Annotated in this window: 24 protein-coding genes; 7 read left to right on the plus strand and 17 right to left on the minus strand. The window is 66.6% G+C overall.

Annotated features, from left to right (window positions below; genetic code table 11):
• Positions 1–62: 62 nt before the first annotated feature.
• Genes ABIE00_RS03475 through ABIE00_RS03485 form a run of 3 tightly spaced genes read right to left on the minus strand, consistent with a single transcriptional unit; the run spans position 63 to position 3087 of the window.
• Positions 63–1598: a putative bifunctional diguanylate cyclase/phosphodiesterase gene (locus tag ABIE00_RS03475; protein ID WP_354263257.1), complete on the minus strand. Its 1536-nt coding sequence runs from the start codon at positions 1596–1598 to the stop codon at positions 63–65.
• Positions 1588–2019, minus strand: coding sequence for a DUF7793 family protein (locus tag ABIE00_RS03480; RefSeq protein ID WP_354256768.1), 432 nt, complete (start codon positions 2017–2019; stop codon positions 1588–1590). Before ABIE00_RS03480 ends, ABIE00_RS03475 begins: the two co-directional genes overlap by 11 nt.
• Positions 2020–3087 (minus strand): tetratricopeptide repeat protein, encoded by a 1068-nt coding sequence (locus ABIE00_RS03485; RefSeq protein ID WP_354256771.1) that lies wholly within the window; start codon positions 3085–3087, stop codon positions 2020–2022.
• Between the two features lie 213 nt (positions 3088–3300).
• On the opposite strand from ABIE00_RS03485, the gene ABIE00_RS03490 reads away from it, so the two are divergent.
• On the plus strand, positions 3301–3459 hold the full coding sequence (locus ABIE00_RS03490; protein ID WP_331572277.1) for a hypothetical protein: 159 nt from the start codon (positions 3301–3303) through the stop codon (positions 3457–3459).
• Between the two features lie 145 nt (positions 3460–3604).
• Here the strand turns inward: ABIE00_RS03490 and ABIE00_RS03495 are convergent, their stop codons facing one another.
• Positions 3605–5329 (minus strand): ATP-binding response regulator, encoded by a 1725-nt coding sequence (locus tag ABIE00_RS03495; RefSeq protein ID WP_354256774.1) that lies wholly within the window; start codon positions 5327–5329, stop codon positions 3605–3607.
• Positions 5330–5463: 134 nt separating this feature from the next.
• Here ABIE00_RS03495 and ABIE00_RS03500 point away from each other — a divergent pair, with 134 nt between their 5' ends.
• Positions 5464–5838, plus strand: a complete 375-nt coding sequence (locus ABIE00_RS03500) for a DUF7793 family protein (protein ID WP_354256777.1) — start codon at positions 5464–5466, stop codon at positions 5836–5838.
• 55 nt (positions 5839–5893) lie between these two features.
• Positions 5894–6700, plus strand: coding sequence for a methyltransferase domain-containing protein (locus ABIE00_RS03505; RefSeq protein ID WP_354263258.1), 807 nt, complete (start codon positions 5894–5896; stop codon positions 6698–6700).
• 2 nt (positions 6701–6702) lie between these two features.
• Here the strand turns inward: ABIE00_RS03505 and ABIE00_RS03510 are convergent, their stop codons facing one another.
• From ABIE00_RS03510 to ABIE00_RS03520, 3 genes are all read right to left on the minus strand, one after another.
• Positions 6703–9345, minus strand: a complete 2643-nt coding sequence (locus ABIE00_RS03510) for a hypothetical protein (RefSeq protein ID WP_354256779.1) — start codon at positions 9343–9345, stop codon at positions 6703–6705.
• A 7-nt stretch (positions 9346–9352) separates the two neighbouring features.
• Entirely contained in the window at positions 9353–10159 is an 807-nt protein-coding gene (locus ABIE00_RS03515) for a peptidoglycan-binding protein (protein WP_354256782.1), read from the minus strand.
• A 245-nt stretch (positions 10160–10404) separates the two neighbouring features.
• Positions 10405–12645 carry a S9 family peptidase gene (locus tag ABIE00_RS03520; protein WP_354256785.1) on the minus strand — a complete coding sequence of 747 codons (2241 nt, stop codon included), beginning with the start codon at positions 12643–12645 and terminating at the stop codon, positions 10405–10407.
• A gap of 217 nt (positions 12646–12862) precedes the next feature.
• Between ABIE00_RS03520 and ABIE00_RS03525 the strand changes: the two genes are divergently transcribed.
• Together ABIE00_RS03525 and ABIE00_RS03530 are read left to right on the plus strand one after the other, a co-directional pair.
• The gene (locus ABIE00_RS03525; protein WP_354256788.1) at positions 12863–13045 is read left to right on the plus strand and encodes a hypothetical protein; all 183 of its coding nucleotides are present in this window, start codon (positions 12863–12865) and stop codon (positions 13043–13045) included.
• Positions 13046–13278: 233 nt separating this feature from the next.
• Positions 13279–13617, plus strand: a complete 339-nt coding sequence (locus ABIE00_RS03530) for a hypothetical protein (protein ID WP_354256790.1) — start codon at positions 13279–13281, stop codon at positions 13615–13617.
• A gap of 109 nt (positions 13618–13726) precedes the next feature.
• On the opposite strand, the gene ctaD is transcribed toward ABIE00_RS03530, so the two are convergent.
• The 3 genes from ctaD to ABIE00_RS03545 all read right to left on the minus strand — a co-directional run bounded on the left by ctaD (position 13727) and on the right by ABIE00_RS03545 (position 16521).
• Positions 13727–15478: an aa3-type cytochrome oxidase subunit I gene (gene ctaD, locus ABIE00_RS03535; RefSeq protein ID WP_354256793.1), complete on the minus strand. Its 1752-nt coding sequence runs from the start codon at positions 15476–15478 to the stop codon at positions 13727–13729.
• Between the two features lie 130 nt (positions 15479–15608).
• On the minus strand, positions 15609–16073 hold the full coding sequence (locus tag ABIE00_RS03540; protein ID WP_354256796.1) for a DUF4383 domain-containing protein: 465 nt from the start codon (positions 16071–16073) through the stop codon (positions 15609–15611).
• A gap of 82 nt (positions 16074–16155) precedes the next feature.
• On the minus strand, positions 16156–16521 hold the full coding sequence (locus ABIE00_RS03545) for a LuxR family transcriptional regulator (RefSeq protein WP_354256799.1): 366 nt from the start codon (positions 16519–16521) through the stop codon (positions 16156–16158).
• 104 nt (positions 16522–16625) lie between these two features.
• Here ABIE00_RS03545 and ABIE00_RS03550 point away from each other — a divergent pair, with 104 nt between their 5' ends.
• On the plus strand, positions 16626–17594 hold the full coding sequence (locus tag ABIE00_RS03550) for an FRG domain-containing protein (protein ID WP_354256802.1): 969 nt from the start codon (positions 16626–16628) through the stop codon (positions 17592–17594).
• On the opposite strand, the gene ABIE00_RS03555 is transcribed toward ABIE00_RS03550, so the two are convergent.
• Both ABIE00_RS03555 and ABIE00_RS03560 read right to left on the minus strand, forming a co-directional pair.
• Entirely contained in the window at positions 17546–17962 is a 417-nt protein-coding gene (locus tag ABIE00_RS03555; RefSeq protein ID WP_354256805.1) for a CBS domain-containing protein, read from the minus strand. The genes ABIE00_RS03550 and ABIE00_RS03555 overlap by 49 nt on opposite strands.
• Positions 17963–18052: 90 nt before the next feature.
• Entirely contained in the window at positions 18053–18475 is a 423-nt protein-coding gene (locus ABIE00_RS03560) for a hypothetical protein (protein ID WP_354256808.1), read from the minus strand.
• 588 nt (positions 18476–19063) lie between these two features.
• On the opposite strand from ABIE00_RS03560, the gene ABIE00_RS03565 reads away from it, so the two are divergent.
• The gene (locus tag ABIE00_RS03565; protein ID WP_354256811.1) at positions 19064–20482 is read left to right on the plus strand and encodes an ABC transporter substrate-binding protein; all 1419 of its coding nucleotides are present in this window, start codon (positions 19064–19066) and stop codon (positions 20480–20482) included.
• A gap of 29 nt (positions 20483–20511) precedes the next feature.
• On the opposite strand, the gene ABIE00_RS03570 is transcribed toward ABIE00_RS03565, so the two are convergent.
• The 5 genes from ABIE00_RS03570 to ABIE00_RS03590 form a co-directional block, all read right to left on the minus strand.
• The gene (locus ABIE00_RS03570) at positions 20512–21510 is read right to left on the minus strand and encodes an ADP-dependent NAD(P)H-hydrate dehydratase (RefSeq protein ID WP_354256813.1); all 999 of its coding nucleotides are present in this window, start codon (positions 21508–21510) and stop codon (positions 20512–20514) included.
• Positions 21494–22252, minus strand: a complete 759-nt coding sequence (locus ABIE00_RS03575) for a histidine phosphatase family protein (RefSeq protein ID WP_354263259.1) — start codon at positions 22250–22252, stop codon at positions 21494–21496. The genes ABIE00_RS03570 and ABIE00_RS03575 overlap by 17 nt, the downstream gene beginning before the upstream one ends.
• 344 nt (positions 22253–22596) lie before the next feature.
• Entirely contained in the window at positions 22597–22761 is a 165-nt protein-coding gene (locus ABIE00_RS03580; RefSeq protein WP_354256816.1) for a hypothetical protein, read from the minus strand.
• A 24-nt stretch (positions 22762–22785) separates the two neighbouring features.
• Entirely contained in the window at positions 22786–23883 is a 1098-nt protein-coding gene (locus tag ABIE00_RS03585; protein WP_354256819.1) for an LCP family protein, read from the minus strand.
• 54 nt (positions 23884–23937) lie between these two features.
• Positions 23938–24561 (minus strand): arsenate reductase/protein-tyrosine-phosphatase family protein, encoded by a 624-nt coding sequence (locus ABIE00_RS03590; protein ID WP_354256821.1) that lies wholly within the window; start codon positions 24559–24561, stop codon positions 23938–23940.
• Positions 24562–24966: the final 405 nt, after the last annotated feature.

The raw sequence follows: 24966 nt of genomic DNA on the forward strand, positions 1-24966 counted from the left end.
GAGCGCTCCGTAGGCGCCCTTTTGAGTCCGCAAAACGGCATTTACGGAGCAACCGATGGGAATCAGCCGGGCCAGATGTCCTGCCAGGCGAGGCGTTCGGTGAAGTCGGCCGCGGGGAGGGGGCGGCTGAAGTAGTAGCCCTGCCCGCTGATGCAGCCGGTGTTCCGCAGGTGCTCGGCCTGTTCCGCGTTTTCCACGCCCTCCCACACCGCCTCCAGCCCGCAGGCCCGGATGAGCTGCAGGATGGCCGCGATCAGGGCAGGCTGCGCAGGGTCGCTGCCGAGGGCGGTGAGGAGTGTCCGGTCCACCTTGACCCGGTCCACGGGCAGCCGCCGCAGGTAGCTGATGGAGGAGTACCCGGTGCCGAAGTCGTCGATCTCCAGGCCCACTCCAAGCTTCCGCAGGCTGGCGAGCGTGTAGCGGTCGAGCTCGTTGCCCTTGATGATGTCACTCTCGGTCAGCTCCAGGACCAGAAGGGCAGGCTCCAGTTGGGCGGCGGTGAGCGCATCCCGCACGTCCTCGATGAACTCGAGCCGCTGCAGGTCTGCCGCTGAAACATTGATGCGCATGTCGAAGTTGTGGCGGCCCGTTTCGGGAGAGCTCCGCCAGCGCCGGAGCTGTTCCACGGAATTCTTGAGCACCCAGTTGCCGAGCTCCGATATGAGGCCCGTCTCCTCGGCGATGGGAATGAATTCGTCCGGCATGATCAGGCCGCGCTTGGGGTGTTTCCAGCGGACCAGGGCCTCCACGCCCTCGATTTTTCCTGAGGCGAGTTCGATGACCGGCTGGTAGTACAGCACCAGCTGGTCGGTGGCGATGGCCTCGCGCAGTTCCCCCACCAGCTGGTTGCGGAGCTGCCGGGCGTGCAGCATGGCCGGTTCGAACACGCGCAGCTTGTTGCGGGCGTCGGCCTTGGAGGCGTACATCGCGATGTCCGCCTCCATGAGCAGCTCCTCCGACGTCTCGCCGGGATCCGCAATCCGAAGCCCCAGGCTGGCCCCGCAGCGGATGGTCTTGCCGTCCACCTCCAGGGTCGCGTTGAGGGCGTCCAATATCCGGTTTCCGACGGCGGCCGCCTTGGCCGGCGTTGTGGCGGGGAGCAAAACGGCGAACTCGTCGCCGCCCAGCCGGGCCACCATGTCGCCGTCGCGCACGCAGGAGCGGATCCGTTCGCCCACCGTGGCCAGCACCTGGTCGCCCATGGAGTGGCCCAGTGAATCGTTGATGCTCTTGAAGGCGTCCAGGTCCAGCAGCAGCAGCGCCGGCGGCAGCCCGCCGTCGGACGCCTCCGCCTGGGCATCATTGACGGCACTGACCAGCGCCGACCGGTTGTACAGTCCGGTCAGGGAATCGGTGAGCGCCATCTGCTGCAGCTCTTTGTGCGCCGCGTTGAGCATGCGTGTGCGGGATTCCACACGCTCCTCGAGCTCCTGGTAGATGATCTGCAGGTCCTCGGCCAGCAGGTTGGTGCCCATGATCACCGCGTCCAGCTCGTCCCTGGCCTCGGAAATTTCAATGCGCGAGTGGAGTTCCCCGGCGGCCAGCCGGACGATGCCGTCCAGCAGCTTCCCGAGCCGGGGATCCTCGTTAGAAAACATCGTCAAGGCGGCTCAACCAGTCGAGAGCGTCGTTTTCGGCGGTGAAATAGCGGGCCGGTACCGAGCTGAATTCGCCGCCGAGCAGAAAGTGCCCGAGCAGCCTGTCCACTGGAGTTTCGCCGAGGATCGCCCAGGCGGACACCGAGGGGATCGCGGCGTAGGCGGCCCGCGCGGCGCGGTTTACGGACGTCACTCCGGACAGTTCAAGGACGACGGCGACCCTCCGGTCCCCGGCCAGCTCACCCAGGCGGCGGTACAGCTGGGCGGCCGCGGTCTCGTTCAGGTCGGCGCCGCGGGGGAGGACCGCCTTGACGGCGAGGTCGGGCAGCACGGTGAAGGTGACGACGGGCGCGGGAGCAGGGCGCGTCGATGACTCCGGCTGCAGCGGTGCGGCACCGGGAAACACTGTCGCTTCTGGCATTTACCCCCCCTGGAGAAATTGCTGTTGGCGCCGGTCCGAAGGCTCCCTTGAGGCGATGAAACCACGGACGGTGGCGCTACGCTCCGGTGCAGCAGCTGTATCGAACAGCGTAGCGGCCTCGTCAAGCATCTGCAGTGATTCCGCTTCGTGTCCCTGCGCCATCAGTGCCCTGCCCAGAACGAAGGTGGCCTCTGCCGCGGTCTGGGTGGCGAGGATGGGGAACTTGCTGCGCAGCGGGGTCAGCAGGCTGATCGCCGTCTCCATGTCCCCGGTGAGGTAATACCAGTGGGCGCGTACCAGGGACATCTCCAGGATGTCCCGTTCGCTGCCGCCCACCACCTCGGTGGCGAGCTCGGCGCGCTCGATGCAACGCAGCGTTGCGGCGTCGCCCAGCTTGGCCTGCAGGCGCATTTCCGCGGAGGCGCGGTTGAAGCGTGCCCACAGGTCGACGTCCTGGGAGGGGGAGAGTTTGCCCGCGGCCAGGTCGTGGTAGTGGCCGCCCTCGTTGACCCGGTTGCTGAGGAACGCGACATTTCCGATGACCCAGTAGGCCTTGCCGGCGGTGTCCTCGTCCACGTGGTCGGTGAGCAGCGACTCCAGATCCAGGCACTGCTGCCAGGCGTCCTCGTGCCGCCCGCTTTCCGCGAGGGCGGCGATCAGTGCCTGCTGGGCCTGGATATGCAGGTACACGTTTTCAGAGTCCCCGGCCACGAGCCGGGCGGCGGTTGAGGCGGCGTCAACCGCCTCGGGAAGACGGCCCAGGCCCTGCAGTGAATGGGCCAGCAAGGTTGCCGCCCGGGCGCCAAGATCGGGGGCCGAGGCGGCAACGGGATGGGCAGCCAGGCCGGCCGCGAGTTCCTGGCACTCCTGGATGGACCCCTGGTTCCGCAGGCACTCGGCCTGCAGCAGGACCATTTTCCACCAGCGGACCTCGTCGCCGGCCTCCTGCGCCAGTTCGGCGGCGTGCCCGGCTCCGGCATATGCGGCGGTGTAGTCCCGCCGCTTCCAGCTTTCGCGCGCAGCCAACTCCGCGATCACGAAGGGTGACAAGTCGCGCTGCATAGGCATGCTCCCAATTATCCATAATCCTGCCCCTGGTAGGCCGTGCAGGAGGACTGAACTCTGCTTATTACGGCGATTGCAAGACGCCCGCGGAAAAACATGGTCAATCCTGTGGATTTGACAGGAAATGACTTGACCAAACCTTGATCCAGTGACCGTATACTGTCGCCCGTAATGTGCAATTCGGTTCACGGCTACAAACGACGAAAGGGACAGCGGATGAAGAAACTTGCCGCAACACTTGTTATGACCGGCATCCTTGCAGTGGCAGGTTTCGCTGCTCCTGCAAACGCGGCACCGAAGGAGAAGGACACCACCACGTCCTCCACTTCGAACAGCGAGGTCAACTACGCCACCATCGGCTGGTGGCCCAACTAGGGCTGGCAGAAACCAGCCAGAATTGCGAGAACCGCCCCGGACCTGCTGGTCCGGGGCGGTTCACGTTTTGAGGCGGCTGTCGTTTGCGGAGGTTGTCGTTTGGGGCGGGACGGACGACGGCGGCCGGGCGGTTGGGCGCGCAGGGTCAGTCGGTTTGGGGTGCGCTGGCCGCTTCGCCGCCGTCGGCCTCGTCATCGTCCGTTTCATCGGCGGCGTCTTCCCTCTGGGGGCCGTCGACCGGGAGGGTCACGGAAACGGTGGTTCCCACACCCAGCACGGATGACAGGTCCAGCGAACCGCCATGGCGGCGGACAATGTCGTGCGCGATGGCCAGGCCGAGTCCGCTGCCCGGGATGGCTGCGGAGGATGCATTGGAGGCCCGGTAGAAACGGGTGAAAACCTGGGCGATTTCCTGCTCAGGAATCCCGACGCCGGTGTCCACGACGTTGACGATGGCGCCCGGGCTGCCGGCTTCGGAGGCTGCCGACATGAAGCTGATGCTGATCCGCCCGCCTTTCGGGGTGAACTTGATGGCGTTGGCCACGATGTTGGTGAAGACCTGCTCCAGCTGGGCCTCGTCGGCCTGGACCTTCACGTCCTCGTGCGAGTCGGCGCCGGTGATGGTGACATTCCGCGAGTCGGCGAGCGGACGCAGTGCGGCCACGACGATCCGCAGGACCTGGCCAAGCTCCACCTGCTTGAGGTTCAGGTTGCCGGAGGTGTCCTGCTGGGAGACCGTGAGCATGTCCTCGATCAGCCTCCGAAGGCGGTCCGAGTTCCGCGAAATGACGTCCATCATGGACAGGATTCCCGGCGGAACGGGGCCGCCCGCGCCGTCGCGGATCATGTCGAGGTAGGCCGTGATGGAGGTGAGGGGCGTGCGGAGCTCGTGGTTGACGGTGGCGAGGAAGTCTGTCTTGGCCTTGTCCAGCTCGCGGAGCTGCTGCAGCACCTGGAGCTGCGCGCTGATCAGGTGGCCCTGGATGAGGCTGTGCGCCAGGTTGCCGGCCACGTGCTGGATGAGCGCGATCTCTGCCCTGGTCCAGTCGCGCCTGCCGTCCAGCTGCGCGATCCAGATGATTCCCAGCGCCGACTCGCCCTCTCCCACCGGCAAGGCAACCGACGCGCGGACGGAGGCCAGGCCGGACCACTCCCGCAATCCCTCGGCCAGCGGCGCGGACTGGTCCGTCTGGTGATCCGGAACCGCCAGCGCCTCGGCGGCCGACCATAGCGAGGTGGTCTGCTCCCGGGCCTCGTCCTCGAAGGCACCGAGCGTGTCCGGCAGCTTGGTCCGGCCGGGCAGGGACCACTGGGAACTGATCCGCGGGACGCGCGAATCCTGGAAGGTAGTGAACCAAACGTGGTCCACGCCGAGGGATTCGCCAAAGCCGCGGACGAGGTGGCCGGCCATCTGCTGCGGGCTGTTGGTGCCGCGGATGGCGGCGGAGACGTTGCGCAGGCTTTCGCGCAGGAACTCAGCTTTTGCCCGGATCCGGCGGCGTTCCCGCGTCCGGCCGATCAGGGTCTCCACGCGGCGTGTGAGTTCGCGCGCGGGGGCGTCCCGGGAGATGTAATCCGCGATGCCCCAGGACTCAAGCCGGGCAAGATCGAAGTCCCCGCCGAGGTCCACCAGGAGCAGCACGGGCGTGCCCTCCCACCGGTAACCGTCCGTGAGCACCGCATCAAGAAGTACGACGGCGGCCCGGCCGCCTTCCAGCTCCTGGGTGAGGGATCCGGCGTCGGGGGCTTTACGGACGGAAAAACCCGCATGGGTGAGCACAGACGCCACGGCGTCCAAGCGGGCGGCATCGGTGAGCGCGACCACCGCCTCGCGAGGTGCGGAGGCATACTCCGCCGGTGCCTGGACCATGTGCCCCCTGTGTTGCGAGTGCCTTTTGAGGCTACCGTGATTTTGGACTCACATTATCAGTAGGCGGGCCCGTGGCTGCGTCCCGGAGGGATGTACCTTGTTAGTTGTCCACATTTGCCACCGAGGAGGTTTATTTGAATTCCAACAGCACCGGACGGAATACGCTGTTCAACCTCGAATTGGAAGCCGACGGCGTGCTGAGGCTGACCTGGGCCAGGGACGCCAGCATCACCGAGGGGGACGCCGAGGCTGCCATGGGGAAGGTCAACGCGCTCTGCGGAGACAGCCGCCACCCCATGCTCGTGGACATGGCCACCACTTCGGAGGTGAGCCGCGGAGCCCGTGCCGTGTTCGGCCGTCCCTGCCAGGCCTCACGGATCGCGCTGCTCGGGGCGTCGCCGGTGGACCGCGTGATCGCCAACTTCTTCCTGGGCCTGAACAAGCTCCCGTGCCCCACGAAGTTCTTCACGTCGGAGGCCGAGGCGCTCACCTGGCTGAAGGTCAGCTAGTTCGCAGCCGGCACCACTGAACGCGGATGTGTCCCAGGCAACATATATTTGAATGATGCTCTCGGCGCTTAAGAAATACCTGCTGCTTCCCAAACTGGTGAAGCTGTCCTCCTATGCGCCCAAGGACCCGAGGGTGGCCTGGGACCAGTACTGGGGCAGGGTCGGGGCCACCGGGGCGCGCGGCGACGTCCTGTGGGATTCGGGCAGCGACCATGAACTGCAGACGTATCTGCAGCACCTGACGCGGCAGCTGGACTCCAGCCTTCCGGTCGTTGACGTCGGGTGTGGCACTGGGGTCTTCAGCCGCGCACTTGCGGCCCACTTTCCGTATGTCCTGGGGGTGGATGTGTCAGCCAACGCCGTCGCCCGGGCGGCCGCCGAATCCGAGGGAATGGAGCGGGTCTCCTACGTGGCGGCCGACATGACGGCGCCCGCGGGCACGCGCGCCGTGACCGAAGCCCTGGCAGCAGCCGGGTTCCCCGATGAAGCCAACATTTTCATCCGGGGTGTCCTGCACGTACTCAAGAAACCGGCGCAGGCAGCGCTGGCCGCGCAGCTGCACCCGCTCGTGGGCACGCAGGGCCGCGTGTTCCTCGCAGAGACGGACTTCCGCGGGAATCCCATTCAGTACGTCAGCCACCTCGGAGCCACGCTGCACTCGATTCCCGAGCCACTGGAGAAGGCCATCCGCGGGCTGCCCATGCCGGGCCGGTTCGGTACCGAGCAGCGCCGGCGGGCGTTTCCCGAGGCAAGCTGGGACGTGGTGGAGGACGGGGCAGTGACCATTGAAACCCGGCCCCTCACATCAGCTGACCGCCCGGAACAGATCCCGGGCTACTTCGCGGTGCTCCAGGCGCGCTGAACCTATGGGGCGGCCGCCTCGGGGGCCGGGTCCACAGACATTGCGCTGCCGGGACTCGTAGTGGCAGGAGCAGGGGCCGCACCTGTGGGAGCCGGGGCAGGAACGGCAGGGACCGGCGTCGTTCCCATTCCGGGCGTCGGCGCCGCGGGGTCCGCCGTGGTTCCCGGCGAGGGCACAGCAGCCGAGGGCACAGCAGGCGGTGCACTTGGCGGCGGCGCACCTGGCGACTGCACGGCGGGCGACTGCACAGCGGGCGACGGCGAACCCGGCCGGGAACCCGAGCCCCGGTCAGCTCCGCCACTGGCCCCGGGCGACGGAGAGGCGCCCGGCGACGGACGTCCGGTCCCGCGCGTGGCACTGGGATCGGTCCGGACGATTTCCATGAGCCGTTCCTTGTAGGCGGTCAGCCTTCCCTCGATCTCGGAGAGCGGAACGCCCTGCAGCGTGCGGCCGAACTCGGCGATTTCCTGCCACAGCGCATTGAGCCGCGCCATGCCGTCTGGGCTGAGCGGCCCGTCCAGCGTGAGCACCAGTTGGCTGGCGAGGGCGTAGGTCAGGCAGCGGACGCAGTTGTAATTCGCAGCGGCGGAGAGGTTCTCCGGCACCACAACGTCCGCCTGGCCCACGACCAGCACCACCTGGAACCCCACGGCCACCGCCGCGCAGTCGGCGCAACTGGCGAATGCGTAGGCCTCGTTGCGGGTGTCCACGGGTCCCTCCTCGGCCCACACCAGCGCGAACGCGACGTCGTAGGTGACGGATCCGTCAGTGGCGTTCACCGCGAGTGCCTGGTTTCCGTCCCCCTCCGGCGCCGGGGGCTTGTCGAACGGAAAGACCCACGACGGCGGCGTGCCGCGGGGTACTGCAGCCTCGCCCTGGACTTGGGCCGGGTCCGCAGGGTTCTGCTCCGGCTGGCCCGGAGCGGGAGGCGATTCCGCCCCCTGCCGTGGCACGAGGACCATGCTGAGCTGCGGCTGCTCCCGGGTGGGCAGTGCCGTGCCGTCGGGCCAGAGTGCCACGGTCTGACCCGTCCGGCCTTCCCGCAGGGTGCCCCCGTCACCAGCCATGGCGGGCAGGACGGCGGCCGTGGCGTCGGCGAGTGTCCCGCGTTCGTAGGGCTGCACCGGGCGATAGGTGTCAGGCAGCGGCCACCAGGCCCAGGCCAGTCCCGCGGTGACGGCGCCGACCGCGGCGATCGCGGTGGCGCGCTGCAGCGGCTTGCCCCGGGTTTTGGTCCAGAGCCCGGTGATGAGCTGCCGGGCCAGCCGGAGCAGCATGTAAACGAGGCCCACCACGGGAAGGACGACGGCGGCAATCGCCAGGAGGCGCACGGCACCGTCTGCGAAGTTTCCCTGCCCGAGGCTGCCGGAGAGCAGGGCCTGCTGGTGCTGCAGGCTCGCCCACGCCGTGCCCAGGAGCCGCGGGAAGGAGATGACCATCAGCACCAGGCTGACCAGCAGCAGAGGGACGGTAACCAGGACCCAGACCGTGATGACGGCGCGCGCCCACGGCTTGAGGGCCTGCGCCTCCGGTTCGGGCCTGCCCCAGCGCCACGGCAGGAGCCCGAGCAGCGTGGGGCGGATCCGCTGGAACAGGTCGGGTACGCCCGTGGCGTCGGCCAGAATGTGGTAGCCGTCGAAGCGGACCAGGGGAAGGAGCTGGCGCACCATCTGAAGGATCTGCGTGAGCACCACCAGTAGCAGCGCGTCAAAACCCGTGGCCCACCAGACGCCCATGGTGGCGATGGCAACGATGGCGTTGAAATACAGCCCGCCCGTATCCGTACGCAGCCGGCCGCCACGGCCCAGCCGGTAGGAATCGGTGACGTCCGTGTAAAAGGCGGGCCAGACGAGGTAGAGCCCTGCACCCATCGCGCCGGGCGTGGCGCCGCCACGGCGGGCGGCAGCCGCATGGCCGAACTCGTGGAAGCCGGCTGACAGGACCGTGACGGCGAAAATCAGCAGGAGCAGCCACGGATTCGCGAAGGCGTCGTGCGTGGCGGAGGCCAAGCCTTTGACCATCAGGACCCACCAGCACGAGGCCAGGAATCCCGCGGCCACCACCGCCACGATAAGCGGATTGAACAGCACGGCGAAGGGTGCCGTCAGCCTCCGGGTACGCTCGGGGTCCGTGACGGTGTACCGGAACCGCATGCCGAGGAGCGGATTCGACCGGCGCACTTCCGGCTGCGACCCGTCCGCCAGCTGCAGGAGCCCGAGCGGCAGCAGCTGCCCCTCAATCAGCATCCTGACGTTGTCTCCGCTGATGAGCCGGCCGGAACGCGAACTGGCCGCCGCGGCGACCTCATCGACATCCCGTACGCCATCGATGGAGTCCAGGACATGAAAAAGCAGCTGCGTGAGCTGGAGGGTCTGGCCGTCGGCGCGGCGGACCAGCGAAGGCGCCTCCCGGTAGCCGGACCCTTTGGCCTCGCCAATGAGCTGGATTCCCGCCGCCCTCACCGGCACCTCGCCGCGATTGGTGTCAGGGCTGATTACGACGGCGGCCCGGGAGCCTTGGGCAGGGAACGGACCTGCCGCCGTCGGATCCTGTGCCGGGTTTGGTTCCGGAGACGGACCGGATGAGGGTGTGGGGGAGACCGGCGGGCCGTCCATGCCGGACGGCCCGCTGTGTTTGGCGCTCATTCAGGAACTACTGCTGCAGATCCGACTGCTGATCCGCCGATGCGGTGGCCTCGCCGTCGATGTCCTGCGTGATGATGGCGTCCTGCTGGGCAACGGCGAAGGCGTCGCTGTCGATCGAGCCGATGTTGGCTGCAACGGCGGCGTCGATCGGCGCGGCAACGTTGGCGTTGGCAGCCACTGCCCCGTTGATCGGGGCCGCGATGTCGGCGTCGGCCGCAAGGTCCACGTTGACGTTGAGCAGGTCGCCGTCGAGGGCGGTGGACGGATCGACGGGAAGCGCGCCGACACCTGCTCCGTCGGGGAGGGTTCCATCGGGCAGCGTGCCGTCCGGGATTGCGCCGTCCGGCAGGGCGGTGGCGTCAGGCACCGCGGTGGCATCGGCAGTGCCGGCCCCGGCCGATTCCGTTCCGGTTGCCGCGGTACCGGTGCCTGCGGCGCTGTCAGACGTCACGCCGTCGACACTTCCGCCGTCCACAGTTCCGGCGTCAGCGCCCTGGGTGATGGTGCTGTCCTGCACGGAGTCTGCCGTGGCATCCGCGGTGATGCCCTGGTCGATGATGACACCCTGATCCGCGAGGGCCTGCGACTCCGAGCCTAAGGACAACACGTTCGCCGAGGCGGCGGCATCGATGGGGGCTGCGACGTTGGCGTTGGCGGCCACGGCGAGGTCGATCGGGGCGGCGGCGCTGATGCCCAGGTCGAGGTCGGCGTTGAGGTCGAGTACGGATGCGACTTCCTTGTCCGGCAGGGCGGTGCCTGCCTGCGCATTCAGTTCGTCGTCGGAAAGCGGGGTCAATCCCTGTTCATTGCTCACGCTATGCTCCAGTTCCGGCGTCGGATTCCCAGCCCCCAGCGGACAGGTGTACCGAGCCCGTATGCCTGTCAATAGTAAGCAGGATTACTATTTTCTGGAAATGCCGCGCCCCGAAGGGGCGTCAGATCTGCCCGCACGTCAGCGGTGCGGCCTCCGCTCTCCGCCGATGCACCAAAAATGGCCGCCTGCGCGGGTGGCAGGCGGCCATTTTTGGCAAAAACAGGGGCCGACGCAGCAGCCGGTGGCTACTTCAGCCCGGCGCCGGGCAGCAGCTCCGTGGCCCCGAGCGCGTCCGCGATGAAGCCGTAATCCCATGCCCGCTCGCGCCATTGGACGTAGCGGCCGGACGCTCCGCCGTGGCCGCCATCCATTTCGATCTTCATGAGGATCGGCTCGCTGCCCTTGGTCTTGTTGCGCAGTTCCTGCACCCACTTGGCCGGCTCCACGTAGAGCACCCTGGTGTCGTTGAAGGATGTCACGGCGGCGATCTTGGGATACGCAACCTCGCGGACGTTCTCGTACGGCGTGTACGACTTCATGTACTCATAGACCGCGGGATCGGTGATGGGATTGCCCCACTCCTCCCACTCAAGGGCCGACAGCGGCAGTTCCGGGTCCAGAATGCTGGTGAGGGGGTCCACGAACGGAACCTGCGCCACGATGGCGGCGTACTTCTCCGGGGCGAGGTTGGCGACGGCGCCCATGAGCAGCCCGCCGGCGGAACCGCCCAGCGCGGCGATCCGGTCCGGGTCCACCCAGCCGGATCCCGCCAGCCAGTCGGTGGCCGCGATGAAGTCCGTAAAGGTGTTTTTCTTCCTGAGCTTTTTGCCGTCCTCGTACCAGTGCCGGCCGAGTTCGCCGCCGCCGCGGATGTGGGCGATGACGAACACCACCCCGCGGTCCAGCAGCGAAAGCCGGGCGATGCCGAAGCCGGGGTCCATGCTCAGCTCATACGAGCCGTAGCCGTAAACCAGGCCTGCCGCCGTCGAGTCCTGCCTAACGGCTTTATGCCGCAGCACCGAGAGCGGAATGCGGGTGCCGTCGGCGGCCTCGGCCCACTCGCGGGTGGCCACGTAGTCCGAGCCGTCGTAACCGCCCAGGACGGGGCTTTCCTTGCGCAGCAGCAATTCGCCCGCCGGCTGCTCCTCGGTGGGCAGCACGAAGTCGTACACCCGCGACGGCGTGAAGTAGGACGTGTAGCCCAGCCGTATCACCGGCGCCTCATAGTCGGAACCGCCGACGCCCGCGGTGTACAGTTCCTCGTCAAACGCCGGCTCCACCGGAGCCTGCTGGGCGGCGGTTCCCAACCCCGTCAGCGGAATCACCTGCACCCGCTCGATGGTGTCCTTCCGGATCGAGACCACGAGGTGCGTGGCCGTGACCCCCGCCCCGTTGACCCTGACGTCGTCGGAATGCTCGACGACGGTGGTCCAGTGCTGCTCGGCCAGCGGCTTGGACAGTTCGGCTGGCTCCGCCAGCGAGACCATCGAGTTCACCGCATTGCGGTTGTGGGTGATGAGGATACGTTCAGTTTTCTGCCCGTCCGGGCCCTCGAGCAGGAACGGCTCGGCCTCGTAAAGCACGCGTTCGTTGCGGGAAATGACGGTGGACAGGCCGGCGTCGGGGCGGTCGAAGCGGAGCAGGCGCGTCTCGCTGTACTCGGAGCAGCCAATGCCGAGCACAAGGTGGCGCCGGTCCGCGGAGAGCTCGAAGCCCAGCCACATGGCGGCGTCGTCCTCCTGGTAAATCACCTCATCGTCGGTGACCGGTGTGCCCAGGACGTGGGACTTGACCTGGTACGGCCGCCACGAGTCATCCACCACGGTGTAAAAGATGCGCGTTCCGTCCGGGGAGAACGACACTCCGTAGAAGACGTTCTCGATGACATCCGGCAGCAGTTCGCCGGTCCGCAGGTCCTTGATCCGCAGGGTGAACCGCTCGTCGCCGGCGTTATCTACCGCGTAGGCGTACAGGTTCCCGTCGATGGTCACAGCCGTGCCGCCCACTGAGAAGAAGGGCTTGCCTTCCGCTTCGACGTTCCCGTCCAGCAGGACTTCCTCGCCGGGGATTTCGACGCCGGCCTCCACCGCCGGGGGAGTCCAGTCCGCCACTGGATTTCCTGTATTTTGGGCGCGGACCCGGCACTGGATGCCGTACTCCTTGCCCTCGACGGACCGGCTGAAGTACCACCAGCCGTCCTTGCGGTTGGGAACGGACAGGTCTGTCTCTTTGGTCCGGCCCTTGATCTCCTGGAAGATGGCCTCGCGCAGCGGTTCCTGATGTGCCGTGAGGGCTTCCTGGTAGGCGTTCTCAGCCTTCAGGTGCGCCACGACCTCCTCGGACTCCTTGTCCCGCAGCCACTCGTACTGGTCCACGAAGGTGTCCCCGTGGTGCGTGCGCTCGGTGGGCACCCTCTTTGCGACGGGCGGCCGGGGCGTGGCAACGGCGGAGGAGCTTTCGGGCTGCTGCAGCGGAGTGTGGGTCATTCCCTCAATATATAGAGCCGCTCTGACATTTGGGCCGGCGTTCGCTACCGGGGGAGCCGGCGTTCGCTACCGGGGGAGAGGGTGGCATTTTGATGCTCCCCGGCGCCGACGGGGGCCTTGCCGGTGCTGCTGCCGGGCCTGTCCCCGCTCCGGTGCCGGGCGTATCCTGAACTCGCGTCAGCAAAAAGGAACCCACACGAGCCTTCGAGGGGGAAGCATGACCATCCCGCCAGTGCACGAACCAGAGCCGTTCCCGCCGGAGCCCGGGCCCGATCCCATGCGGCCGGACCCGTCCCGCCCCGCACCGCCGAATCCCGTTCCGACGCCCCAGCCGCCCGGCCCGCTTCCGGTGCCCGATCCAGGGCCAGCGCCGCTGCGCCCGGACCCCACCCGCAGCTGAGCCGGCCGCCCGACCGTCCGCCGCCGTCGAACATGCGGCGCGCAAATGGTCCGGGGATGCCGGAACCCACGCGTCCCCGGACCGTTGGTGCGTCCGGGCCCAGGCGGGTGGCCGGTCCCAGCCTCGAAATATCCCATTTCTGCAACATTCAAAATTTTTCTGTTACCTGAGTCACATGCAGGCTAGGGTTAGATCCGGTCGCAGCGTCGCGGCCGTGCATGAGGGGAGAAGTTTTGAACCAGAAGCTCAAGGTACTGGTCCGCGTGGACCTCGACTGCGGTGAAGCTCAGGTCGCCGCCCAGGGACACGTAACCGCCCAAAGCATCCAAGCTCTTTACGTCGTTATGAAGCGCGCCAACCACCTCCGTGAGGGCCTGCAGCTCGTCGTTGATGTCAGCCACGCCCGGGTCGAACCCGTCGCACTTGAACAGCTCCGGGAATGCTCCAAAACGCACCACCTGCCGCGTTCCATTGACCCGCAGCAGTCCGAATGCAATCTCCGCGTCCTGGGTCCCGCCGACGGCGGTATGGGTGGTGCAGCCGGCCGCTTCCCGGTGGCCGCGGCTGCTTGAGGGCTAATTAAGAGAACTGAACACACTGCGGCCCCGGACTCCCCAAGGAGTCCGGGGCCGCAGTGTTATGCCGGAGTTCCCTCCGGGAGCCGGTAAGGGCTACGCCGGGCTACCTGTCCGGGTTCGGGTCCCGAACGTCGCGCTCGCCGATGTCCGCCGCGCCCAGAACCCCGGCTGCCGGCGAGTGCACGGCCTCGTGTTCGCGGACGCGCAACTCTGGATGGTGCAGGTCCAGGGCCGGGCGTTCGGAGCGGATGCGCGGCAGCGAGGTGAAGTTGTGCCGCGGCGGCGGGCAGGACGTGGCCCATTCCAGCGAGGCGCCGAAGCCCCAGGGATCGTCGACCTCAACCTTTTCCTTGCCGCGGGCCGTGATGAAGACGTTCCAGAAGAAGGGAATGAGCGAGGCGCCCAGCAGGAATGAACCAAAGGTGGAGAACTGGTTCATGGCTGTGAAGTTGTCCTGCGGCAGGTAGTCCGCGTAACGGCGGGGCATGCCTTCAACGCCGAGCCAGTGCTGGATCAGGAACGTGGCGTGGAAGCCCACCAGCAGCATCCAGAAGTGGATCTTGCCGAGCCGCTCGTTGAGCATCTTGCCCGTCCACTTCGGCCACCAGAAGTAGAAGCCGGCGAACATCGCGAACACCACGGTGCCGAACACCACGTAATGGAAGTGGGCCACCACGAAGTAGGAGTCCGAGACGTGGAAGTCCAGCGGCGGGGAGGCCAGGATGATGCCGGTCAGGCCGCCGAAGAGGAACGTGATGAGGAATCCGATGGCCCACAGCATCGGGGTCTCGAAGGTCAGCGAGCCGCCCCACATGGTGCCGATCCAGTTGAAGAACTTCACGCCTGTCGGGACCGCAATGAACATGGTCATGAGCGCAAAGAACGGCAGCAGCACCGAACCGGTGACATACATGTGGTGCGCCCAGACCGTGGCCGACAGGGCGGCGATGGCGATGGTCGCGTACACCAGGCCCTTGTAGCCGAAGATCGGCTTGCGGCTGAAGACCGGGAAGATCTCGGACACAATGCCGAAGAACGGCAGTGCGATGATGTAAACCTCCGGATGCCCGAAGAACCAGAACAGGTGCTGGAACAATATCGCCCCGCCGTTTTCGGGGTCATAAATGTGGGCGCCGAAACGCCGGTCCGCGCCGATGGCGAAGAGGGCTGCGGCCAGCGGCGGGAAGGCCATGATTACCAGGACTGACGTGATGAAGACGTTCCAGGTGAAGATCGGCATGCGCCACATGGTCATGCCGGGGGCGCGCATGCAGACCACAGTGGTGATGAAGTTGACCGCGCCCAGGATGGTGCCGAAACCGGACAGTGCCAGGCCGAAGACCCACAGGTCACCGCCAATGCCCGGCGTGAACGTCGTGTTGTTGAGGGGCGCGTAGACCGTCCAGCCGAAGGAAGCGGATCCCTGCGGGGTGATGAAGCCCGATACCGCAATCGTCGAGCCGAACAGGAAGAACCAGAAGGCCAGCGCGTTCAATCGCGGGAACGCGACGTCCGGCGCACCGATTTGCAAGGGCATGATCACGTTGGTGAAGCCGGCGAACAGCGGGGTGGCGAACATCAGGAGCATGACGGTGCCGTGCATCGTAAACAGCTGGTTGTATTGCTCCTTCGTCACCAGCACCTGCATGCCTGGTTCGAAGAGCTCGGCACGGATCAGCAACGCCATCACGCCGCCGAGGCAGAAGAACACGAAGGACGCGATCAGGTACATGTACCCGATGGTCTTGTGGTCCGTGGAGGTGATCCACTTGACCACCATGTTGCCTTTTTTGCGGGGCACCAGCAAGGGAGCCTCAGCGGTGGTGGTGGTTGCTGGTTGCTGATATGCGGTCATTGTCTGCCACTCCCCGGCATCGCGCTTCGACGCCCCGTATAGGGCGAGGGTGCCGGCCGGACCGTGAGCGGTTCACAGAACCGACGGCATCAGGATAGCGCCTGCGGCACCCCCGCAAAAGGTTTACTGGTTAATGGCCCGTGGCGGGACCGTGGACCCTCCGGGTGTCGCGGGACAGCAGCAGGGCGAGTCCGATCATGCCAACGCCCAGCAGGAAGTGCAGCCAGTTGTCAGCCGTGTTGACCGGAACGAAGTTCGCCGCGGTCTCGTGGCCGATCAGCAGGCCGTAGATCCACAGGACCAGATAGATGACGCCGCCGTACAGCAGGTAGCTCCGTGCCTGGCCCGGCGTCCGTCCCATGAGCAGGCCGGCCACGCCGAAGAGCAGATGGACGATGTTGTGCAGGATGGATACCTGGAAGACGCCCAGAAGCAGGGCATCGGAGGCGGGCCCGGCCGTGCCGAGCGTCGCGTAGTTCGAGGTGATACCGGGAATGAACCCCAGGATGCCGACGAGCACGAATACTGCCCCGACGGCTTGGGCGGCCCGTTGCAGCCGGGACCTTGCACCGGCCGCGCTGTCCATGGTGGTCATGGCGACAACTCCTTCAAGTGGAATTGGTGAAACGGGAACTGACTGTGTTGTGCCTTGTTGAGAAGCCCGTCTACGGCGCCGCCTAGACCACGGTTTTGTTTCCGCGGCGGCGTCGCCAGACAAAGACGATGAGGAGTGTGATGATAAGTACCGCCGCGATTACGTACGGGGCATATTCGAGGCGGTTTGTTTCCGACTCTTGCGGTTCACCCGTGCCTGGGTTGGCAGGAGGCTCGGACGGGGTTGCGGACGGGGAAGATGTTCCGGTGGGTGCCGGTGTACCGGCCGCAACGGACGTGCCCGCCTGAACCGGCACGAGGGCAGCCACCGGGACGGCGGTTGCTGCCGATGAGCCCGGCGCAGAGGCTGCATACGACGGCGCTGCGAGCCAGAACCCCGCACCGGCAAGGGCAAGTACGGCGGTGAAAGTAGCTAGCAATCTGCGCATAGATTCTCCTGCAGTTGTCCAGTGCTGGCCTGAATATAGTAAGCATGATTAGTATCTCAACATAAGTACCCTTTGCAATTTGTGCCAGTCTAAGAGGCGGTCTCGTGGGAAGCGGACAGGAAGTCCATGTCGGGGATCTTCAGGAGCTGATCTTTGCGCTGACACAGGACCAGTGGCAGCCGTCGGAGGCCAAGTACCGCATCAACGTCGCATACCGCGGACTGTCCTCGGATGACTACCCGCTCGAGACCGGCCTCGCCAGGCTGCAGGCTGAAGCCGCCGGGAGTTTGGAGCAGCACCTGCTGCGCAATTTCAAGAAGTACGCCCACCGGAATGCCACCCCCGGCGATTCGCTGTGGAATTGGCTGAGCGTCGCGCAGCATCACGGACTTCCCACCCGACTGCTCGACTGGACGTTTTCCCCGTACGTCGCACTTCACTTCGCCACCTCCAATCCCCGGGGCTACGGCCGCCCCGGCGTGGTCTGGTGCGTTGACTATGTGGCGGCCCACGAGCTGCTGCCTGCGGGACTGCGCACGCACGTGGAGCCGCTGGGGCACGGCCTGTTCACCACCGAAATCCTCACGGCTGCCGCGGAATCGTTGGAAGGCTTTGATGAATACAGGTCCGACGACGGCGGCGGCGTCCCGCTGTTCTTCGAACCGCCGTCGCTGGATGACCGGATCGTCAACCAGTCGGCCGTTTTCTCGATCATGACGGATCCGGAGGCCTCGCTGGCGGACTGGCTTGGGGAGCACCCGGAGCTCTACCGCAAGGTGGTGTTTCCGGCTGAGCTGAAATGGGCCATCCGGAACCATCTTGACCAGGCCAATGTCACCGAACGCGTGCTGTTTCCCGGCCTCGACGGACTTTGCCGCTGGCTCGCCCGCTACTACGGCGACCGCCCGGAGCAGGCGTATCCTGACGCCCAGATCTCGCCCACCGAGGCCGCCGAACCCGAGCCTGCTGATTCCGGCGCTGCGGCAACCGGCGTTCCGCCGGATGATGCCGAGCCGGAAGACGCTCAGAAGGAGATGAACTCCACCAGTTCGCCCACCCGGTCCTCCGGGTAGTTCCGGGCGATGTCGGCCTGGCTGAGCATTCCGATCAGGTCGTGGCCGTCGATCACCGGCAGCCTCCTGACCTGGTGCTGCTGCATGGTCCTGATGGCTTCCTCGACGGTGTCATCGGCGCCGATGGTGACGGGTTTGCCCTGGGCGAGATCGCCGGCCTTGGTGCTCTTGGGGTCCCCGCCGTCGGCCAGGCAGCGGACCACGATGTCCCGGTCGGTGAGCATCCCCTTAAGCCGGTTGTCCTCGCCGCAGATCGGGAGGGAGCCGACGTCGAGATCCTTCATCTTCCTGGCCGCCTGCTCAAGGGTTTCATTGACGCCGATGCACTCGGCGCCGCCGGTCATGATGTCGCGTGCCAGGATGGACATTGCCGCTCTCCTCACCTTCAGTGCGTGCTTGTACGACGGCGGGCTGCCGCCACTCCCCGCCCTCCTCCCGATCAGTCAGAGGGATCTCGTTCAGTCGGGCACTTCCATTTGGAATCCGCAGCCGCAGCGCAGCAGCCGGGTGGGCAGGTGCACGTCGTGGATGGTGCGGTGCCTGCCGAGCTCTGTGCCATAGATGCTGCTGGTACCTGCGCTGACCGATGCCATCGGAGTGCCGCAGTGGAAGTACTCGCCGCCGAACTGCAGCACTCCCATCACCTGGCCGTGGCGGTTGAGGACGCCTGCCACATCGTGGACGCCCGCCGGGTGGGCATAGAACTGATCGCATTCCACGCAGGTGTAGGAGACGTCCACCATCCCGTCCCTGGGGGGATGAAGGGCCTCAATGGATTCAACGATCAGGTGTTCATCCGTCTGGCACTGGTAACACCACAAGGGGTCGCCGGAGGGACGCTGCGCTTCGCCGGGAAGGTGGGCGTTGGAGATGGTCGTCATTGACGTGCTCCTGGATAGGGGGCATCGGCGCCCTGCTGCTTGAGCTCAATCCCACGCTTAAAATACTCCCGGCCGGATGCGGCAAGCAATAGCACCCCCACCGTACGGGGACGCCGCCGAGCAGCGGCCGGCCGCCGTCGTAAGTCCCCGAATCGATGCCTTTGGGGGCAGGAAGTTGAGGGAAAAAACCGCGGCGGAAGCCTTGTGGCGGGGTGCGGCCGGTGCTATAAAACATCTACAGCCAGCCGATGCGGCTGGCGGTGCACGGGAGGACCCGGGGCTTCAATTTGGCTGCCAGAAGGGGCGGTTAGCCCGGGAGCACGCCACCGCGCCAAACAGCGCACGGCAGCAGCATCCGCTCCTCTCGCGGACGGTCTCCGGCTCAACGAGCGGAGGCCGTCCCTTCATGTTTCCCCCTTAGTCGTCGCGGCCGATGCCAGGGGCGAGCGGGCCGGCCCTGCAGTCCACGCGGCCTGCTGACAGCCCGGCACCGATTGGCTACGCTTGTTCCACAGGTCTCCTAGCTGTACGCGGGGTTTGACGCCTTGCGTACTCCGTACTGCGGACACGGTATGGCAGGAGCGCCACGTGAATGGGACCAGAGGCCAGGTCAGGGCGGGCGTTCTAGCGGCGGTGTCCCTGGCAGCGGCCCTCCTGGTGTCCTGCACGCCCGGCAACGGCCAGCCACCCGCGCCCACACAGGACATCGACCACCACAACATCACCGTCTGGACCATGGAGACGCTCCCGGACCGGATGGCCAAGCTTCGCCTCGTAATCGAGGATTTCACCGCGGCCACAGGAGTTAGCGCCGACCTGGTCGGTGTTCCTCCGCACCGCTTCAACCAGGTCATGACGTCCTCGGCTGCCTCCGGAGACCTTCCGGACGTGATGGCTTCCTTGTCGCTGGGACAGGTCCGGACCATGGCGACTTCCGGCCACATCGACTACAAGACAAATGCGGCCATCGTGCAAAGCCTGGGCGAGCAAACGTGGGCCGCGCGGTCACTCGAACTGACACGCGACAACGGCCGGCAGCTGGCCGTGCCGGGTTCCGCATGGCACCAGCTGATCTACTACCGCAAGGACCTCTTCGCCCAAGCCGGGTTGGAGGCACCCCGGACGTATGCGGACATCGTTGCCGCGGCCGGGAAGCTGGATTCACCGGAGCTGGCGGGAATTGTTGCGGCCAACAAGGCCGGCCAGACATTCACGCAGCAGTCCTTTGAGCACATTGCGCTGGGAAACGGCTGCGAGATGGTGGATCCCAAGGGCGTCGTCGTGTTCGACAGTCCCCAGTGCGTTGCGGCGCTCAGCTTCTACCGCGACCTGCTCAAAAACTATTCCGTGCCGGGCATACAAGACATCGATACGGTCCGGTCCGCCTACTTCGCCGGGAAGGCTGCCATGGCCGTCTGGCCGACGAACATGCTGGACGAGCTGGCCGGCACCCGGACCGATGCGCGGCCCAGCTGCCCCGAATGCGCCGACGACCCGCTGTTCCTGGCGCGGAACACCGGAGTTGTGGCTGGCCTCCAGGGGCCGGACGGGCAACGGCCGGCACACTTCGGCGAAGTGATGTCGTGGACGGTGACGGCTGATTCCGACGCCGAACCCGCACGCCGCTTCGTGGAGTACTTCCTGACCGACGGCTATGCCGACTGGCTCGCGATTGCCCCGGAGGAGCGCGTGCCGGTGCGCTCGGGCAGCACTGCGAAGCCGGCCGAGTATGCGGAGGCCTGGATGTCCGCCCCCGTGGCCAACGGCAGGACAGAGCAACTCAACAGCGTCTATGCCAAGGATGACCTCTCCACCCTGCTGCAGGCATCCCATGACCTGAAGCACTGGGGGATTGCCCGGGGCCTCGGCGACCTTGCCGGAGCTGCGCTGGCTGAGCTGCCCATCGCCAGGGCGGTCAGCGACGTCGCAGCGGGCCGCGCCCAGCCGGAGGGCGCAGTTACGAAGGCCGCCGCGTCGCTGCGTTCCATCCTGAAGTCGCTCAAGTGAGCCGCTGGTTGAGCCTGGGGCCAACCGACCTACGTGCCCAGTTCCATCATGAGCGGCGGCAGTTCGTCGGCCAGTTCCCGCGCCAGGTAGCCGAGGCTGCCCACCCGGCTTGCGAGCCTGTCGCCCGCCGCTGCGTGAAGGTGGGTGCCCCAGCAGGCGGCCTGGGCATCGCTGGTTCCCCGTGCCCGGAGCCCGGCGATTGCGCCGGCAAGAATGTCCCCGCTACCGGAAGTTCCCAGCCCGCCGTAGCCGGTGGTGATTTCCCAATGGTCTCCAGTGTCCGGGAAATCAGCGGCGGGGGAGCCGCCGTCGGGAGAACCGCCGTCGGGATTGCCCACGGCGCGTGGCCCGGCAATCACGCCCTGGCAGCTCACCACGGCGCGGTACTTTGCGGCGAGTTCGACGACGTCGGCCGCCAAATCCCCGGTGTCCCGTCCGAGCAGGATCGCGGCCTCGGTGGGGTTCGGCGTGAGGATCAGCCGGCCCGCCCACGGCACCAGCTCATCAGCCAGCCGGGGGAGGGCGCCCAATGCATAGGCATCGAGCAACACAGTCGGACCAGTACCCTGGCCCGGATCCCGTGTGGACTCATGCTGCAGCAATCCACGGAGCAGCGCCTCGGTCTGCCCGATGTCGTCCAGGCCGGGGCCGACCAGCACGGAATCTGCAGCATCGAAGTCCGGCAGCAGCTTCTCGAGCCCGGCGTCACCCACGGAACCGCCCGTGGACTGGGGCAGCCCGATCACCCCCGCTTCCGGCAGCGTCACGGCCAGCTGGACGGCCACCGATTCCGCCACGGCCAGGGTCACCCGGCCCGCTCCGGCGCGAAGTGCGGCTGTGCCGGCGAGCAGCGCGGCACCCGGTGTGCGCCGGCCGCCTCCGATGACCAGCACCGCGCCGCGGGAGTATTTGTCAGACCCTGCCGAGGGCAGCGGCCAGCCACGCAGGAGCGTCGGCGTGATCAGGGTGGCGGCAGTCTTGGCGGAGTCGTCGGCGGCAGTGTCAGTGGGCTCAGCGCGGGTGGACATTGGCGTCCCCGGCATGTTCGGTCACTTCGACGCCCTGCTCCATGAGGTGCTCGGCCACGTTGAAGCTCTCCAGTGTCCACGGCCCCACACCCTCCGGCCGCACATACCGTGTCAGCGATGCGTTCAGGACCGGTGTGCTGGCTGCCACGTCCAGGAGCTCCCGTTCGGACATGCCTTCGAGGATGTAGCGGAACAGCATGACGACGGCGTCGTGGCACACCAGCATCACCCGGTGGCCGCTGCCCAGCGCATTCAGTTCGCCGATCACCGAGCGGAGCCGCAGCGCCACGTCCGCCCACGATTCCCCGCCCGGCGGGCGGTAATAGAACTTGCCCAGCCACCGCCGTCGTTCTGCCTCCTGGGGAAGACGGGTTTCCACGCCAAAGGCGGTGAGCATGTCCAGGATGCCCAGCTCACGGTCGCGGAGGCGCTCATCCGAGCGCACGGGGACGGGCCAGCCCGCCGTCTCCACCGCGATCTCGGCCGTCTGGTAGGCGCGCATGTAGGGCGAGGAGATGACGACGTCCGGCCGCCGGTCCTCCGGTACCGCCGCCAGGGCGCGGCCCAGCGCCGTCACCTGCTCCCGGCCTGTGGAGGAGAGCTCGACGTCGGCGTCACGGGCCGGGACCGGGATCACCTCGGCGCCGGAAACCGTGGCGTCGGTAGCGGCAACGTTGCCCTGGCTCTCGCCGTGCCGGATGAGGATGAGTTCGACGGCGCCTGCGGTCCACGCCGCGGGCACCGGGGCATCCTTGTGCGTTCCGTCAGCGGAGGTTCCGTTGTGTCCCACGATTGCACTCCCGTTCAGCCTAGGCCTGCGAATTTTCCACGTTACTAGTGCCGTACCCGGAATGTCAGCAGAGTAACCGCCCGCCGCTGAACCCCTGACGCGTCCTCAGATTTCGTCGCCTTTGTTCAAACGCACTCTCACTTCCTGCCGGTAAAAGGGAAACCCTCTCTCACTGGGTGATAGAGCGTTGGCATAAAACCTGCGGGAGGGGAGGAAGCGTTGGCCTAAAACCTGCGGGAGGTGAGGAAGCGTTGGCCTAAAACCTGCAGGAGGTGAGGAAGCGTTGGCGGAGGGCGTCAGGGGATGCGTTTGCCGCCCGAGCGGTTGAGGAAGAACACCAGCAGGGCGGCCAGCAGGAGGAACGGCGCCACCCACAGCAGGAAGGCCACCGCCTTGATGACGGCGCCCATGATGAAAAACACCACCGCGACCGCAAGGATGGTCCATAAAAGTTTCTTCATCAGCTTCCCCTCATTTTTCGGGCATCACTTCCCAAGCGTCGCGGCGTACTGTCCCACCCGGTCCTTCCCCAGGGCAGCGCCCACAGCGGCGGCGGCGCCGTAGTCCGGCAGGATGATCGACTGTCCGTCGGTGCTGGTCCCGAATCCCGCCGTCGGAAGCGTGAAGAACACCGCGTCCTGCATCCGGACATTCCGCAGGCTGTACACGAGGCTGGCCAGGGCGGTCGCGTTCAGCCCCTTGTCCACGGTGATGTACTTCGACGCCGTATTGACCAGCTTGTACAGCGTCACCGGGTTGGTCAGCGTGCGGGCGGAGAGCAGCTTGGCCAGGGTGGAGCGCAGGAACAGCTGCTGGTTCGCGACGCGGTGGAAGTCGCCGTCGGCAAACGAGTAGCGCTCGCGGACGAACTCGAGGGCACGCTGGCCCTCCAGTTTGTTGATGCCGGCGGGGAAGTGCTGGTGCGTGTCGAAGCTGGCCGTGAACTCCACCGGATTGTTGACGTCCACGCCGCCGAGCGCCTCTGTGATGCCCCTAAAGCCTTCGAAATCGATCATGACGGCGTGCTGGATCCTCTGCCCGAACAGGGATTCCACGGTCCTCACCGCAAGCGGCATGCCGCCCTGCTCGAGCGAGGAGTTGATCTTGGCTTCGCCGTACCCGGGGACCGTCACCCATAGGTCACGCATGAGCGAGATGCCGTAGGCGTGCTTTCCGTCGGCCGCCAGGTGCACCAGCATGAGGACGTCCGCGCGCTGGTTCGGCAGGCCGTTCGGCGCCGGGGCGTCACCCTTGCGGTGATCGCTGCCGATCAGCAGGATGTTCATGGGCAGCGCGGGCGGCGGTGGCGGTTGCACCGCTTTGGGCGCCGGCTTCTTGGTGGGCGGGGGCTTGGTGGTTGCCGTCTGGGTGGGACTTTCGGGGGCCGCGCTGATTTCCGTCTTGGCGGTCTGGGTATTCCAGATCTGGGCCAGGCTGAACAGGAAGCCGCCGGCCACCAGGGCAATCCCGAGCAGCGCCGCCAAAACTACGTTGCGTATGGTCCTCTTGGGTTTGGCGCCGCCATTGGCACCTGGAGCGGGGTCGCCGTTGCCCCCGGCTCCCGGACTGTTCCGGGATTTCATGATCGGACGGTACCACCAAAAGTTGCCCGTGAGAACGACGGCGGTCGGGCCAGTTTATGAGGGTGCGTTCAGCCGGGCGAAACGAAGGATGGAGATGATCGCCGGGGCCAGTTCGTCCTCCATTTGCCGGTAATAGTCCGCGCTGCGGCGGTAGGGGTCAACGACGTCGTTGTCCGCGGCATCGGGGGCCAGCGCGAGATGGCGGACCGAGGCTGCCCTGGCGGGAAGCTTGCGCCAGAGCCTGGTGTTGGCAGCGAGCCGTTCGCCGTTGAGGCGGCCGCCCTGGGGCGCCTGGCCTTCACGCTCCTCCAGGACGTCGAGCATCCGGGCAAACTCACGGATGGTGAAGGTGCGCTTCAGCAGCGAAGCATCCAGCTGCAGCACCTCGCCCCGGTGACCGGAGGTCATGGTGAGGACCAGGTCCACGTTCCGGAGGATCTTGCCGGACAGCTGTCGTGCTGCGAAGCCGTCCGCCGTGCCGCCGAAGGTGTGGATGATGTCCGCAGAGAGCGGCTGGACGGGGTCGCCCACCAGGGCCCGGGTTCCGGCGCTGCGCACCTCGAAGCCGCCGGGAAGCACCTGGTCCAGGCCGGCCTGAAGCAGGCGCTCCGCCACGGGGGAACGGCAAATGTTGCCCGTGCAGACGGTCAGGATTCGGACTGGCGAAGGCGATTCCACGTATTGGCTCTCTTAGGCTGGTGCGCGGGACAGGTCTGTCCCACCGATTCAACTTAACATGTGAGCCGCCCGGTGTTCCGTCAGGGCCTTGGTGCGCCCTCCCAAACAACTCCCAGCTTTCCTTCATGCTGCTGCCGGGCTGGCAGTGCCAGCATGGAGCCTGGACCCCCGGAGCCTGGCTTATTGAGCCGGGACCGCGAACCGACATTGCTGCAGAAGGCTGGATCCAATGAGAGCTGCTCCGATTCAAAGGTGGCACTGGCATCGGTTGCGCCGGCACGGCTCCCATCAGCGCAGACCCACTGGGCGGAAGTTCCTGCCGGCCGCGCTCCCCGCCGCGCTGCTGGCTGTGGCACTCACCGGGCTTGCTGCCTGCGGAGCTGGCGCGCCGCCGTCGCCCTCGGC

The sequence above is a fragment of the Arthrobacter sp. OAP107 genome (genome assembly GCF_040546765.1).
Taxonomy (GTDB): Bacteria; Actinomycetota; Actinomycetes; order Actinomycetales; family Micrococcaceae; genus Arthrobacter.

Coding starts and splice junctions, on each gene's coding strand:
- ABIE00_RS03475 (WP_354263257.1), bottom strand. CDS start 1,598: ATGTTTTCTAACGAGGATCCCCGGCTCGGGAAGCTGCTGGACGGCATC.
- ABIE00_RS03480 (WP_354256768.1), bottom strand. CDS start 2,019: ATGCCAGAAGCGACAGTGTTTCCCGGTGCCGCACCGCTGCAGCCGGAG.
- ABIE00_RS03485 (WP_354256771.1), bottom strand. CDS start 3,087: ATGCCTATGCAGCGCGACTTGTCACCCTTCGTGATCGCGGAGTTGGCT.
- ABIE00_RS03490 (WP_331572277.1), top strand. CDS start 3,301: ATGAAGAAACTTGCCGCAACACTTGTTATGACCGGCATCCTTGCAGTG.
- ABIE00_RS03495 (WP_354256774.1), bottom strand. CDS start 5,329: ATGGTCCAGGCACCGGCGGAGTATGCCTCCGCACCTCGCGAGGCGGTG.
- ABIE00_RS03505 (WP_354263258.1), top strand. CDS start 5,894: ATGCTCTCGGCGCTTAAGAAATACCTGCTGCTTCCCAAACTGGTGAAG.
- ABIE00_RS03510 (WP_354256779.1), bottom strand. CDS start 9,345: ATGAGCGCCAAACACAGCGGGCCGTCCGGCATGGACGGCCCGCCGGTC.
- ABIE00_RS03520 (WP_354256785.1), bottom strand. CDS start 12,645: ATGACCCACACTCCGCTGCAGCAGCCCGAAAGCTCCTCCGCCGTTGCC.
- ABIE00_RS03525 (WP_354256788.1), top strand. CDS start 12,863: ATGACCATCCCGCCAGTGCACGAACCAGAGCCGTTCCCGCCGGAGCCC.
- ctaD (WP_354256793.1), bottom strand. CDS start 15,478: ATGACCGCATATCAGCAACCAGCAACCACCACCACCGCTGAGGCTCCC.
- ABIE00_RS03540 (WP_354256796.1), bottom strand. CDS start 16,073: ATGACCACCATGGACAGCGCGGCCGGTGCAAGGTCCCGGCTGCAACGG.
- ABIE00_RS03545 (WP_354256799.1), bottom strand. CDS start 16,521: ATGCGCAGATTGCTAGCTACTTTCACCGCCGTACTTGCCCTTGCCGGT.
- ABIE00_RS03555 (WP_354256805.1), bottom strand. CDS start 17,962: ATGTCCATCCTGGCACGCGACATCATGACCGGCGGCGCCGAGTGCATC.
- ABIE00_RS03560 (WP_354256808.1), bottom strand. CDS start 18,475: ATGACGACCATCTCCAACGCCCACCTTCCCGGCGAAGCGCAGCGTCCC.
- ABIE00_RS03570 (WP_354256813.1), bottom strand. CDS start 21,510: ATGTCCACCCGCGCTGAGCCCACTGACACTGCCGCCGACGACTCCGCC.
- ABIE00_RS03580 (WP_354256816.1), bottom strand. CDS start 22,761: ATGAAGAAACTTTTATGGACCATCCTTGCGGTCGCGGTGGTGTTTTTC.
- ABIE00_RS03585 (WP_354256819.1), bottom strand. CDS start 23,883: ATGAAATCCCGGAACAGTCCGGGAGCCGGGGGCAACGGCGACCCCGCT.